13 protein-coding genes and 1 riboswitch (1 of these 14 only partly in view) are annotated in these 14,354 nt (G+C 36.7%); of the genes, 11 read left to right on the forward strand and 2 right to left on the reverse strand.

Translation table 11 applies throughout. The features are described 5' to 3' along the window. Positions 1-370: 370 nt before the first annotated feature. The 10 genes from V7147_RS10245 (at position 371) to V7147_RS10290 (ending at position 12,185) form a co-directional block, all read left to right on the forward strand. On the forward strand, positions 371-2,155 hold the full coding sequence (locus V7147_RS10245) for a cache domain-containing sensor histidine kinase (RefSeq protein WP_335367755.1): 1,785 nt from the start codon (positions 371-373) through the stop codon (positions 2,153-2,155). A 5-nt stretch (positions 2,156-2,160) separates the two neighbouring features. Next, the gene (locus V7147_RS10250; RefSeq protein ID WP_335367814.1) at positions 2,161-3,282 is read left to right on the forward strand and encodes a response regulator transcription factor; all 1,122 of its coding nucleotides are present in this window, start codon (positions 2,161-2,163) and stop codon (positions 3,280-3,282) included. 133 nt (positions 3,283-3,415) lie between these two features. Next, positions 3,416-4,450, forward strand: coding sequence for an ABC transporter substrate-binding protein (locus V7147_RS10255; RefSeq protein WP_335367756.1), 1,035 nt, complete (start codon positions 3,416-3,418; stop codon positions 4,448-4,450). A gap of 60 nt (positions 4,451-4,510) precedes the next feature. Next, on the forward strand, positions 4,511-5,617 hold the full coding sequence (locus V7147_RS10260; RefSeq protein ID WP_335367757.1) for an ABC transporter ATP-binding protein: 1,107 nt from the start codon (positions 4,511-4,513) through the stop codon (positions 5,615-5,617). Continuing rightward, a complete protein-coding gene (locus V7147_RS10265) occupies positions 5,601-7,277 on the forward strand; it encodes an ABC transporter permease (RefSeq protein WP_335367758.1) in 1,677 nt (558 codons plus the stop codon). The genes V7147_RS10260 and V7147_RS10265 overlap by 17 nt, the downstream gene beginning before the upstream one ends. A gap of 66 nt (positions 7,278-7,343) precedes the next feature. After that, positions 7,344-8,480: an extracellular solute-binding protein gene (locus tag V7147_RS10270; RefSeq protein WP_335367759.1), complete on the forward strand. Its 1,137-nt coding sequence runs from the start codon at positions 7,344-7,346 to the stop codon at positions 8,478-8,480. 6 nt (positions 8,481-8,486) lie between these two features. Continuing rightward, positions 8,487-9,344 carry a PP2C family serine/threonine-protein phosphatase gene (locus tag V7147_RS10275; RefSeq protein ID WP_335367760.1) on the forward strand — a complete coding sequence of 286 codons (858 nt, stop codon included), beginning with the start codon at positions 8,487-8,489 and terminating at the stop codon, positions 9,342-9,344. Further along, on the forward strand, positions 9,334-9,951 hold the full coding sequence (locus V7147_RS10280; RefSeq protein WP_335367761.1) for an NUDIX hydrolase: 618 nt from the start codon (positions 9,334-9,336) through the stop codon (positions 9,949-9,951). The genes V7147_RS10275 and V7147_RS10280 overlap by 11 nt, the downstream gene beginning before the upstream one ends. A 466-nt stretch (positions 9,952-10,417) precedes the next feature. Further along, positions 10,418-10,503: riboswitch (cyclic di-GMP riboswitch) on the forward strand. Between the two features lie 44 nt (positions 10,504-10,547). Beyond that, a complete protein-coding gene (locus tag V7147_RS10285; protein ID WP_335367762.1) occupies positions 10,548-10,712 on the forward strand; it encodes a hypothetical protein in 165 nt (54 codons plus the stop codon). 180 nt (positions 10,713-10,892) lie between these two features. Further along, entirely contained in the window at positions 10,893-12,185 is a 1,293-nt protein-coding gene (locus V7147_RS10290; RefSeq protein ID WP_335367763.1) for a hypothetical protein, read from the forward strand. Positions 12,186-12,644: 459 nt separating this feature from the next. Here V7147_RS10290 and V7147_RS10295 read toward each other — a convergent pair whose 3' ends face one another. Continuing rightward, positions 12,645-12,818 (reverse strand): hypothetical protein, encoded by a 174-nt coding sequence (locus tag V7147_RS10295; RefSeq protein ID WP_335367764.1) that lies wholly within the window; start codon positions 12,816-12,818, stop codon positions 12,645-12,647. Between the two features lie 476 nt (positions 12,819-13,294). Between V7147_RS10295 and galU the strand changes: the two genes are divergently transcribed. After that, positions 13,295-14,182, forward strand: a complete 888-nt coding sequence (gene galU, locus V7147_RS10300) for a UTP--glucose-1-phosphate uridylyltransferase GalU (RefSeq protein WP_335367765.1) — start codon at positions 13,295-13,297, stop codon at positions 14,180-14,182. Positions 14,183-14,327: 145 nt separating this feature from the next. Here the strand turns inward: galU and V7147_RS10305 are convergent, their stop codons facing one another. Beyond that, on the reverse strand, positions 14,328-14,354 hold the 3' portion of the coding sequence (locus V7147_RS10305) for a peptidoglycan recognition protein family protein (protein WP_438824575.1). Its footprint extends 939 nt past the window's final position; only the last 27 of its 966 coding nucleotides appear in the window; its start codon lies beyond the right edge, outside the window; its stop codon occupies positions 14,328-14,330.

Consider the following 14,354-nt stretch of genomic DNA (forward strand, 5'->3'; position numbering starts at 1 on the left):
CAAACAAACGTTTGTTTAGCAGTCTATTCCACTATTGCCGTGGAATTAAGATTTCAATCAATCGTTTGTTTAAATTGATTTTGCCTAGAAAAGAAGTTAGTAGTGTGAGCTGTTATACCTTTAGTTTAGTAGCCTACTATAGGTTCAAGAGGTTAAACTGATAAATAATTAGGTATGGGTCTCGTATCACAGATAAGTCATTTTAACTAATTAAATACATAGGCTATTGAAAGTAAAAAAAGTTATAACCCGTTAAACAAATCAAAGCTTTACCAAAAAATCTACTATTTAATTTCGAATTAGTTTGCTATACAGTATAGGAAAAGGTTTTCAAATAATGATAGATAGTTAAATGCGGGTGAAGCGTAGAATGATTAAATCTTTATTAAATCTCTCGATAAAAACGAAATTGATGATTTTTTTCACAATTATTGTGCTCATTCCGTTAGTGTTGCTGGGGAGTTTTACATACCAGAAGTCATCGGAGATTGTTAAAGAGCAGGTGAGTGAAAAGGTTCTCGAACGATTGATTCAAATTAATAAAAACCTGACGTTTTTCACGAAAGATATGGAGCAGGTGAGTAATTATTTATATCGAAATGAAACGCTACAAGAAGTATTGTTGAAGCCAGGGAATCGAAGTGATTATGAAAAATATGAAGACTTTACGAATATTTCTTCACTATTTAGCACGGTCAAGGGTTCGAAGAATTGGAATCTTTATATGTATGTCATCGGTTTAAATGGGGATCGCTATTTTACTGGTGAGTTTCTCCCTGACCATTATGATCATTATGTGAATAATTGGGGGATATTTAGAAAGGCAAGTGAGGCAAACGGTGCGTTAGTGTGGGATACACACTATACAATCCGAAAGGTGGAAGACCAGAATATTGTTTTAAGTGCGGGAAGACTCATCAAACATACCAAGACAGGCGAACCTCTGGGATATCTGGTTATTGATGTAATGGAATCGACGATAGCGGAAATCTATCAACAAAAAACAAATGATATATCCCAGTTGTTTCTATTAGATAAAAATGGGTATGTTATTTCGGGATACCCGAGTAAGGCGACGATTGGAATGAAGCTCGAACATCCCTCACTTTCTTCTATTCTAGAAGGGAATCAAGGGTACACAAGGACGGAATGGGAAAAGCAGCCTTCGATATTAGTTTATGATACGAGTGAAAACTCACAGTACAAAATTGCGACCTACATTCCTGAGAGCGAAGTAACGAAAAATAGTAATTTAATAGGTTATATTACAATCATTGTTGCGATTCTTAGTTTTCTAATGGCGATTTGGTTGTCCTATTTTTTCTCAAAAACATTAACCAATCCTATACTGCGGCTGAATCGGTTATTCAAAAAGGTAGAAACCGGAGATCTAACCGTTCAATATCAGTCTGACTATCGAGATGAGATTGGTTCTCTTGGAAAAAACTTTAACCACATGGTGTCGCAACTTAGTAAACTAATCACTGAAAGTATTGAAAAGAAAACCTTGCTTCAAGAGGCTGAAATCAAGGCGCTCCGTGCTCAAATCAATCCACATTTTCTATATAATACCTTAGAAACAATTAGCGCAATAGCAAAGCTTGAGAAGGTGAATATTGTCAGTGACATGTCGGTTGCACTTGGAGAGATGATGCGCTACTCCATTAAAAAGGAACAACAATTCGTTCCAATGGAGGAGGACCTGCGTCTAGTAGACTATTATTTATTTATCCAAAAAGTTAGGTTTCAAGAGAAAGTCAATGTCAATCTACGTGTAGAGCCGTCTGTCAAAAACTACTATATTCCTCCGCTTCTGATTCAGCCACTTATTGAGAATGCCATTAATCATGGCCTTGAAATGAAGGTGGGAACGGGAGACCTTCAAATTGAGATTTATGAGGAGAACAATCTACTTTGGATTAAAGTAAAGGATAATGGAATAGGGATGGACGAAGAAACCTTAAATCGAATACGTAACATGGTAACTCTAGTTAAAAATGATAATCATACCCAAATTGGTCTTGAGAACGTTAGAAGAAGAATCGAATTGTTATTTGGTAAAGAATATGGACTTATGATTACGAGTATAAAGAATGTGGGAACTACGGTCTTGCTAAAGCTCCCAATTCTACATGAGAGGGGGAGTGTGCTTTGATCAAAATGGTGATTGCGGATGATGAGTGTCTCATTCGTAAGAGATTAATAGAAACAATAGATTGGAAGGAGCTCGGGATCACAGTTTGTGGTGCTGCATCAAATGGGATCGAAGCATTAGAACTCGTCAAAAAGGAATCACCCCATTTGTTACTTACAGATATTCGGATGCCTGGCTTAAGTGGATTAGAGCTCATTGAGAAAATGGTGGACGTGAATAAGGGTATGAAAACTATTATCTTGACGGGATTTAGTGAATTTGCCTATGCTCAGCAAGCAATTAAACTAGGGGTCCATGATTTCCTTGTAAAACCAATTGATGAAAAGGAACTTATGAAAAGTATCAAGAAAATCACCACAGAAATTCAAAAGCAGAATGAAGAGAAAATGAGATTGCAAATCTTATCCGTGTTAAAAGGGGATAAAGAATACATGGATGAGAGTTTCCAAGACGATTCTCACTATTTTATACAATACCGACTCCTTACTTTTGAAAGTGAAGACTTAATAGATTCAACCTTTTTAGATGACCTGCAATATCAAAATATTATGCTAGAAAACAAGCACGGGATTGGGATTTTATATAACCTAGACAATGAAGAGCTTAATAAAGTAAAAAAGATCTTTGAAGAGTACAAAATGTTCGGAGGCTGTAGTCAGCTTTCTAGCAATCCACAAGAATTGCAAGTCTTATATACACAAGCCAACATTGCGAGAGATCAGAGTAGAATCGAAGGAAAGCCAGGTTGTTTGTTTTTTGAACAGATAGATAACCCGATTCAAATGAAAGAAATGTTAGACGTTATACACTCCCATTACCACGAGCAGATTACATTACACGATCTGGCAAATCGATTTTATATTTCAGACAGTTATTTGAGTCGGATTTTTAAACAGTATACAGGGAAAAACTTTATCGATTATCTAACGGATTTGCGAATCAGCAAGGCGAAAGAACTTCTCCATCATTCGACATTAAAGACCAATGAAATTAGCAAATCTGTCGGTTACGCTGACCAGCGCTATTTTAGTCAAATTTTTAAAAAGTTTACTGGACACACACCATCTGAGTTTAAAGCCATAGGAAAGAAATCTGAACATCGCATAGAGGGAGACCTCCATCGTTAAGTAGAGACTGCTTGATTGCAAGTCTCTTTTTATACGAAAAATATTAAACATTTTGGAAATAATCCCTCGTTGTAATCGCTTCCATATAAATTTACACTTACAGTGTTCCAATTAAAAACAAGGGGGAAATTTTGTGAAAAAGCTATTCATGTTATGTCTTACACTTTTGCTAGCTTTGGCTGTAGCCGCTTGTAGTGGCAAGGAAGAGAGTGGGGCTGGTGCAAAAGAAGATAGTGGTAAAAAAAGCGATACGGTAACAGTGTACTCACCACACCAGACGGAAGTCATAAACCCAATTATAAAGGAATTCCAGGACAAAACGGGAATAAAGGTTGAACTAGTTTCAAGTGGAACCGGTGAACTATTAAACCGTGTTCAAGCTGAATCTGCTAATCCACTTGGAGATGTATTCTGGGGCGGTGGTGCTGAGTCACTAGAAGCATTCAAGTCACACTTTGAAGCATATGAAGTTGCTGACGATGCATCGATTCCAGATGCATATAAGAGTTCTGAAAATCTATGGACAGGCTTTTCTGCCTTACCAATGGTTATTATGTTAAATAAAGATATGGTAACAGGAGCTGATGTTCCAAAATCTTGGGAAGATCTATTAGATAATAAGTGGAAGGGTAAAATTGCATATGCAGACCCTGCTAAATCTGGTTCTTCTTATACGCAGTTAGTTACAATGCTTACTGCATTCAATAGCCAAAATGACGGTTGGGATTTTGCGAAAGAATTCGTGGCAAACCTTGATGGAAAAATTCTAAGTGGTTCTAGTATGGTTTATAAAGGTGTTGCGGATGGAGAGTTTCCATTAGGTGTAACTCTTGAAGAAGCCGCATACCGTTACATCGCCGGTGGAGCAAATGTAGATGTTGTTTATCCTAGTGAAGGAACTTCTGCAGTTCCAGACGGCATGGCTGTAATTAAAGGAGCAAAAAATAAAGAAAATGCTGAGAAGTTCTTAGATTTCTTAGCGAGCAAAGAAGTTCAAGAATTAATCGTTTCTGAGTTCAATAGACGTTCCGTTCGTGATGATGTAAATGCACCGGAAGGATTACCAGCAACAAAGGATATTCCAATGGTTGATTACGATTTCAACTGGGCATCTGAAAATCAAGACGATGTAATGAAAAAATTCCAAGATATAGTAATCGGTAAATAATAGTTAGAGAGAATCGTTTTTCGTAACGATTCTCTCTTTAAATAGGAAGGATGTAAAGCAGTGACACAAGTAAAAATTAATCAAGTATCTAAATACTTTGGAGATATAAAAGGGGTAGACAACGCAACAATCAACATTCAAGATGGCGAATTCTTCACATTATTAGGGCCGAGTGGATGTGGTAAAACGACTTTGCTGCGCACATTAGCGGGATTTTACCGTCAGGAAGAGGGGGATATCTATTTCGATGAAACATGTATTAATGATATGCCCACCCATAAAAGAAACATCGGAATGGTCTTCCAAAGCTATGCAATCTTTCCACATATGACGGTTTTCGAAAACGTAGCATATGGACTAAAAGCCCGCAAAGTTGGGAAACAAGACATTCAAAAAAGAGTAATGGAAGCACTTGAAATGGTGGAATTGGCGCATTTAAAAGATCGTCAGCCATCTGATATGAGTGGTGGGCAACAACAACGTATTGCTCTTGCCAGAGCAATTGTTATCCACCCTGGTCTATTGTTGATGGATGAACCACTTTCAAACCTTGATGCAAAGCTCCGTTTAAAAATGAGATCCGATATTCGTGAACTACAAAAACGACTGAATATAACAACCATTTATGTTACCCATGACCAAGAGGAAGCATTAGCGGTTTCGGACCGTATTGCTGTGTTAAGTAACGGGAAAATTCAACAAATTGGTAAGCCTCATGAAATTTATTTGACTCCAAAAAATAAATTTGTAGCCAATTTTATTGGCTCAACTAATTTCCTTCAAGCTCGTGTCGCTGGCAGTGGGAATGCTATGCTTGTGGAACTTGAGGGTGTCCAGTATCCAATCACTTTAACTAAAACCTATAGCGGGGAAGTCGTGTATTCTGTGCGTCCAGAACAAATCAAAGTCATACGTGATACAAAACCTGCACAAGGGCCAGTTGTCAAAGGGAAGGTCATTGAAGCTGTGTTCTTGGGTGAAAAAGTTGAGTATAAAATAAAGCTGGATACGACTGGTGAAGAGATACAGGTTCATGAGCATGCCGTTCCTTATTATCAACTAATGGCAGAGGGTGAGGAAGTTACGCTTTATTTAAACCCTGAAGAGGCAGTTGTGTATACAGTGGACGGAGAGGAGGCGCTAAATCTCCATGGAAACTCAAACTAATGTAGCAAGAACGAAACGAGTAAAGAGGATAAAATGGGATTTTTGGAACGTTGTAATAATAGCGGGCCTTCTGTTCATGCTTCTGTTTTTACTTTATCCTTTGTTTAACATTTTAATAAAAAGTTTTTATTATGAAGGTAAATTTAGTCTAGAAACCTATAAGGATTTTTTCACACTTAAGTATTATTACGGTGCATTACTTAATAGTTTCCTTGTTTGTATTTCAGCAACATTTTTTGCCACACTAATCGGTGTTCCAGTTGCTTATATTATGACGAGGTTTGATATCCCGTTTAAGGGACTTATTCACATTTTAATTATTTTAACACTATTGTCTCCCCCATTCATTGGTGCGTACTCATGGATCCTTATGCTCGGAAACAACGGATATGTAACAAACTTTCTTCATGACCTAGGAATCAATGTGAAATCGATATATGGATTACACGGAATGATTTGGGTGTTTACGATCCAGTTTTATCCGCATATTTATTTGTATGTGTCAGGAGCATTAAAAACAGTTGATAGTTCACTTGAAGAAGCGGCAGAAAGCTTAGGAAGTCAAAGATGGAGAAAACTTCGTACTGTCACACTTCCACTTATTTTCCCAACCCTTTCTACGGGAGCGCTAATGGTGTTCATGGCTTCCTTTGCAGACTTTGGTACGCCAATGCTACTAGGGCAAGGAATTAAAGTATTGCCGATTTTAGCTTATGAGCAGTTCATTAGTGAGATGGGCTCTAACCCTGCAATGGCAAGCACGCTTAGTATTATTCTTCTTGTGATTAGTACGAGTATTCTCTTCCTACAAAGGTATTTGGTAACTAGAAAAAGTTTCTCAATGAGCTCAATGCGCCCACCAAAGGTGATCAAATTAAAGCCATTACAGAAATTTTTTGCGCTTGCATTTATTTTTATCGTTGTAGGAATTTCAATGATTCCGCAAGCAACCGTGATCACGACATCTTTCCTAAAAACAAACGGTCCTGTCTTTACGAATCAATTTAGTCTAGATAGCTATCGTGAAATTTTATTTAAAGTTCCACAGGCCATTTTGCATACATTCACATACTCAAGTATTGCGATTGTGATAATGGTGATTGCGGGCTTGCTACTCTCCTATGTAACTGTACGGAGAAGTTCGAGGCTTACATCATTATTAGACGCCTTTATTATGATTCCGTATGTCATTCCGGGGACAGTGCTTGGGATAAGTCTGATCATTGCTTTTAATAAACCGCCTATGGTGCTGACAGGAACGTGGATTATTTTAGTGATCGCCTACGTCATTCGTAAATTGCCTTATACAATGCGTTCAAGTACGGCAATTCTATATCAAATTGATAAAAGTGTTGAAGAGGCATCCATTAGTTTAGGTGTTCCGCCAATGAAGACATTCTTTAAAACGACTGCGGTTCTGATGTTACCCGGTGTGCTTTCAGGGGCCATTTTGAGTTGGGTAACAACGATAAATGAATTGAGTTCGACAATTGTTTTATATGCAGGACATACTGCAACCATTACTGTAACAATCTATCGTGAGGTATTTACAGCAAACTTCGGTACTGCTGCAGCCCTTGCATCAATCCTGTCATTCTGTACCATTCTATCCCTAATTGTAGTTAATTTATTGTCAGGTAAAAAGGGAATCACGATGTAATACCTGGTTCTCTATCTACGATATAATAATACATATGATTGTATAGGAAAGATAGGGACCGTTATGATGAGAAAAATTCTTCTAGTAAGTAGCATAATTGTAGGTGTTTTGTTAAGTATCGTTCTATATTCACTAAAGCCGGAGGAGGATTTGAATCGCCAAACAGCCAAAGATCAAACACTTGTCATTTGGACATCCTCACCAGCTACAGTTGATATTGCAAAAGAATTTCAACAAGAAAATGAAAATATAGAGGTGGTTACAAGGATAGTGGATGACCCACAAATGTTGCTAGAGGAACTATCCATTGCCGAATCGGCAGACCAACCACCCCATCTTGCTGAAATACCTTCATTTTATGGACTAGGTTCATTAGTTCAGTCAGGGGCACTGGTACAGGTAGAGCAATTGCTTGATCAGGAAATGAAACGGGACCTTGTTCATGGCATGGAAAAAAGGTTTACCTATGACGCGAAGCTGTGGGCGATCCCGCTTGGGTATGAAATACCTTTGCTCTATATGAACGATAACGTAGTACCGAAAGATAATGTAGGTAGTACGATTAACGACATTTTTAAAACTGGTCAATGGGTTCATGAGAATAACAAATCTATTTGGGGGATGAATTCCGATACACTCTACCCATGGTATATACAGAATCTGTTAAAGGAAGAAGGTCTTGAGGAGACACAGTTGGAGGAATCGTTATGGTATAAAGCGAGGGCTGAGTATGGGCTATTACCCCCATATACGTACCATTTAGCGATTACACAATTTGTAAACAGCAAGGGTGGAATTCTCCTAAGTACCTCTCGAAATATATGGTTATTTGAAAAATTAATCGGAACGAAATTTAAATTTAGTACCTCGCAACTCCCGATTGATCAAAAAAACATCATCCCGAATGGCAATGGATTAGTTGTAATGAAAGAGACATCCTCAGAAGATGTGGTTTCAAAATTTATCTCATATATTCTTCAAGATGAAAAGCTAGAGGATTATGCAAAGAAAGAAAACCTAATTCCAGCATATAAGAAAAACATAAATAGTTCTGGCTTTCTAAAGGAATATCGCCAGTATCCCGGCTACCAAAAAGCCATTCTGAATAGTTTACAGGCCGAAGGAGAGTATCCATTCGTGGGGGATGATGAGGTATGGGAGCAGCTGAAGAAGAACGATAAAAATCTAATGGAACAAAGGTGATGTCAAATGGCTATAACAATGGTTGAATCACTATCGAAAGGGAAGCTAGGAGACCCTTTGTTATGTGAAGATTTGTTTGTTTGTACGGACGACTTTGTGGCTATCGTGGATGGTGCCACTAATGTATCTGGTAAAAAGATGAATGACAAAACACCAGGAAGACTGGCAGCGGAGATTGTGAAAGCAACAATAGAAACCTTACCAAGAGAAGTTTCGATGCAAAACATGGTCTCTGCTATCAATGATAACCTCCAACAGACCTATGAAGAAATAGGATTAATAGAGGAGATTAAAAAGCATGCATGGATGGCACCTACTGCAAGCCTAATTGTGTATAGTGATCATTACAAGGAGGTTTGGCAAATCGGTGATTGTCAATGCATCGTGGATGGCGATTTGTATAAAAATGATAAGATCATCGATGATATTACGGCTAATGCAAGATCGCTATACCTAGAAGCTGAAATAAAAAAAGGTAAAACAATCGATGAATTATTGGTGGATGACCCAGGCTGGAAGTTTATCCAGGAATTAATTCAGCAACAATACTATATGCAAAATGATCTTGAAAACCAGTATGGATTCGAAATCATTAATGGTTTCCCTGTTGATTTTTCAAAAGTAAAGATCATTGAAGTGTCTCCAACTACGGAATATATAGTACTAGCATCTGACGGCTATCCATATGTAAAAGATAGTCTTGAAGAATCGGAAAGAATGCTACAAAAAGTATTAAAGGAAGATCCTCTCTGTTTTAGATTCTATAAGTCAGCGAAAGGATTAAAGAAAGGGAACCTCTCCTTTGATGACCGCACCTATCTAAAATTTAAAGTGGAAGAGAGGAGTGACAATAATGAGCTATAAGTGGTTAGGGTGGGCAAAGCAAATTCAAGCTATTTCCCAATCGGGCTTGGCTTATTCGAAAGATGTATACGATATCGAACGATTTGAAGAACTTCGAAAGCTAAGTGCAGAAATCGTTACGGAATTCTCAAATAAAAACCTGGAGGAAGTCTCGAGAATCTTCATTAGCGAGGAAGGCTACCAAACTCCCAAGGTAGACATACGCGCTGTCGTCTTTAAGGGTAATAAAATCCTGATGGTAAAAGAAAAAAGTGATAATGGCTGGACCCTACCAGGTGGCTGGGCAGACATCGGATTATCTCCTTCCGAAAATGCTGTAAAGGAAGTAGAAGAGGAATCAGGCTATATCGTAAAACCAAAGAGATTGCTAGGAGTGCTTGACCGAAATAAGCATGGGCATACACCGAATATCTATGACATCTATAAAATCTTTATCGAATGTGAGTTGGTTGGTGGTGAACCGATGACAAGTATTGAAACCTCAGACGTGGGATTCTTCCTAAAAGAATCAATCCCACCCCTTTCCGTCGGTCGCATTACGGAAGAGCAGATAAGGAAATTGTTTGAGTATAAAGATAAACAACAAATAGAAGTGATGTTTGACTGACATTTGTGAGGTATCAACGATAAAAGAATGTGGAACAGAAGAAGACCAGTAGAGTTGGTTTCCTGTTCCACTTTTGACTTATATAAGTATGGAGATGCAAATATCAATGCAATGACGCAAATCATTTCCTGTCGACGCAAATATCGAGAAATCGACGCAAATAGGTCCTCCGCGACGCAAATCCGGCCCAGGCCACGCAAAATAATGTCCAAGAGACGCAAAAATCAAGAAATCGACTCAAATCCCCTCACATCGCAGCAAAACCCAACCCCGTAGACTTCACCTCGTCCTCAACCAACGCAAATCCCGCAATGATTCCTGCAGTCGATCCCTATTCTCCTCGCCCTCCACCCAAAAACCAATAAATTACTAAATCCAAAAGTTCGATTTACCGCTAAAATAGGAAAAAAGACCCCTTTAATAGATTCGTAAACTACTCTATAGTAATAATGAATCATACATAAATCGTACGAAAAGGCAAAATCATTGAAAAATGATGACGCAAAACTAAAGGGGCTAAGGTCTTTTGGACTATGCCAGCCAGTTCCCGAACACGAGGCTCCGTCGATATATGTAAATCAAAAGGAGAATATGTTATGAAAAGGTTTATCTACAAAGTAAAATACTATTGGCACAGCATGCAATATAATAAAAACAAAATCTTGATAGAGGATTGCCGGAGTGAGGATATTAAGTCGGAGATTAAGACAAAGATGCAATACCATGAACGAGCTGCTGTCAATTATATTACAAAGCTATAAAATAACCATAACTTTACCATCTATACCGTTAAAAAGAAGTGGCCCTGAGTTGCTTCTTTTTTTGTTCCTTTTTCCTTGTAACTTATAGAGGAATACGTTAGTGTTCCAGTTCTAAAAGACTAGTAGTATCACAGCAAACCATTTATAATAGAAAAAGTTCACTAAAAAGGAAGTGCTATTATGAACCGTCCAAAGTTTCCTTATCCTTATGTATTGATTGCGATAGCGGTAGGGATTTCAGTCGTCATTGCGATTCAAATATATCCGTTTAAAACTACAGCCGATTTGGTTGTATTTACGATCACTATTTTAGGTCTTGTCATTTCGTTTATAGCATTTATTATTTCAATGAAAACCTATATTTCGATTGATAGTGTGAATGTTATTACCCAAATGGACGGGAATGTATTAGAAAACGAGAATTATGTTACATCCATCACTAGTTTGTTGAGGGAATATGATATGGAGCGCTCGAAAGATGTGGGGGATTCGATTTTTGCCATATTAGAGAATCGTTTTTCAAAGAGGTCTAAGACAGCGATTGAATTTGCGACAAACCTTCAATATTTTATAGATGTCATCGTTTTCTTTCCATTTCTATTTAATTCCGCAGATGAAAATCAAAAACAAAACATGGATAGAATGAACAGGTTATTAGGCGCTATTGAAAAAAGAAGAGATGCATTACTATCGATTAGTACGGGAAATCTAATTTTAATAGAAGAAACAGTAAAGCTTATAAAATGTGTGATTAACTACCAAAGATTAATCAATACGAATGAATATACAATAACCTCTACCCTTCTTGAGGTAAGAGGAACGATGCTTAAAAACTCAGTCACGCAGACGGTATATTATAACTATTTGGGATTGTTTTATAATAAAAAGGCAATGGCAATTCTTCGGAATCAGTTACAACTAGGAAATAAAGATGCATTTGAAATTGAAGTTATGAAAAAGATTGTAAAAAACATGGATAAGCTGTCTGGTGAACAAGCCGAACTATACACGATGTACTTAACTGAATCAAAAAATGCCTTTAAAAAGGCTCTTGAGAATTGCCAAGATGATGTGATGTGGGAAGGGTTTATTAAGTATAATGATGCCCGATCAACATTTTTCATACAGTTAGCCCAGCCATCGTATAATGGCGCGGACTGGCTAGAAATTATGAACGAAGCAATCACAGCAAGAAATCGATTAAATATCCTAATCGACGATATCCTTGAATTGGATAACTCATCTTATTTACAGGAAGCATTCATCTATCAAGAATATTTAGCTAGACTTGTTACGTATAATATTCTAATCGCAACGAACTCGCATATTACGGATACATTAGGGAAAGTAAAATATGCATATCCAACTTATAATAGGATACAAGATGATCGATTTGTAAAGGTACCAATTACTGGAAGGTTTAATCGGATTGAGGAATATCAACAGGATATAATAAATTTTGTGCAAGAATAGAATTTATTTAAAAAAAGAAGTGAGTACCAAAAACAAGCTTCCTTTAACTGCAACAAACAATTATATATAATTACTTGGCGGAATCATCCTACTTGCTCTCTTAGAGCAACGCTCTTATTTGCATAAAAAATTCCAAGGACTATAAAATCTAAAAGCTTTCCCTCTTGTTCATCTTAGCAGGAGGGAAATTTTAATATAGAGGTACATTACGGACCATTATTAAGTAAAATACTATTGATACAGCATTCAATTAAATAAGAATCGAGCACTTTTATAAGATTGTCTATCTCAAAAGCTCAAATCTGATATTGAATTAAAGATGAAATACCAAGAATGTGCAGTTGTTCACTTCATTGGAAAACTATAAGCCTTCCAAAAATAATGAAAACCAAGACTATTAAGATGCCCTGGTTTTTTATGATCCTTTTGTGGGATTCGAATACAAGTACATCGTCTCATTTAGACAAAGCATGTGTTCAATGTCGGCCTACCGGTTAATAAGTTGCCATTTGTAACAGCAACATTAAGTTCAATATTACTTACATCATCCGCTCTTACTACATTCATCGGTAAAAATAATAAAAGTACAAGGGTTAGGATGATTGATAGAATAATAATTCTGTTTTTCTGCAAAATAATCTCCCCTGGAAATAAGCTAAAGTAGGTGGAAATACCTATCTCTCAAAAACACAAATTTCATTATACAAAAAATATATCAAATAGTATACAAAAATTGGAGTATTTTAGATTAGTGCTAAGTCTAGTGGAATTTAAAGCATAACTTTCCAATGTGGAATAATTACTGATGTCATTTATTAAACTTGACAAATTTATTCCATTTCTTTAAAGATAGTCCTGTGGTACTATAGCAATTGTAAGCATTTGTAAAATGGTTTGGCGAAAAACTAAGAATAACAAATGATAAAATTTTTATAATTGATTAATTCTGTCATATAATGCTTGGGCTTAAAAGTTAGAAGATGCTAAGGAAGTAGCTATCATTAGCCTTAGAGTATTAACGGTAGGATTAGCGTTAGAACCGATATTTCTCTAATTACATAATAGGAGAAATTAATTTTAATTAATGAATCATTAATAGGGGGATAAAATTGAAAAAAGTACGTAAAGCAATAATTCCAGCTGCGGGTTTAGGAACAAGGTTCTTACCTGTTACAAAAGCAATGCCTAAAGAGATGTTACCTATTGTGGATAAGCCTACGATTCAATATATTGTAGAAGAAGCAGTGGAATCAGGTATAGAAGATATCATTATCGTAACCGGTAAAGGGAAACGTTCTATTGAAGATCACTTTGATAATTCATTTGAACTTGAACAAAACTTAATCGAAAAAGAGAAATTTGATTTATTAGAGAAGGTTCGGCAATCTTCCAGTGTGGACATTCATTATATACGTCAGAAAGAACCAAAAGGACTTGGACATGCTGTATGGTGTGCAAGAAAGTTCATTGGGGACGAGCCTTTTGCGGTTTTGCTAGGTGATGATATAGTACAAGCTGATACACCATGCTTAAAACAATTAATGAATGAGTATGATAATACATTGTCATCTGTAATTGGTGTGCAGACAGTTCCCGAAAATGAAACACATAGATATGGAATTATCGATCCATTATCAAATCAAGGTAGACGTTATCAGGTTAATCAATTCGTCGAAAAGCCAAAGCAGGGTACTGCTCCTTCTAATCTAGCAATTATGGGTCGCTATGTACTAACTCCTGAAATCTTTATGTTCTTAGAACAACAAGAACTAGGTGCTGGCGGAGAGATTCAATTAACAGATGCAATTCAAAAGCTCAATGAGATTCAAAGAGTGTTTGCGTATGACTTTGAAGGCGATCGTTATGATGTAGGTGAAAAGATTGGCTTTATCAAAACCACAATTGAATTTGCTTTAAAACATCAAGATTTGCGTAAAGAAACATTAGAATTTATGGAGCAATTATTAAATAAAGAAAAACTAGAAACGATAAAATAATGAATCACACAATGGTCTTTTAGGAAATCAATACTATAGGGTTGATTTCCTAAAAGTTCACAAATTACAAAGAGACTCAGGAGGGAATGGTAAAAAAGCCATTCCCTAAACCCTTTTTAGAGATAGTTGAGATATTCTTCAACCCTTAACTTTTTTCAGGAGTATCAATAAT

This window comes from Bacillus sp. JJ1521 (genome assembly GCF_036965165.1).
GTDB lineage: Bacteria > Bacillota > Bacilli > Bacillales > Bacillaceae_L > Ferdinandcohnia.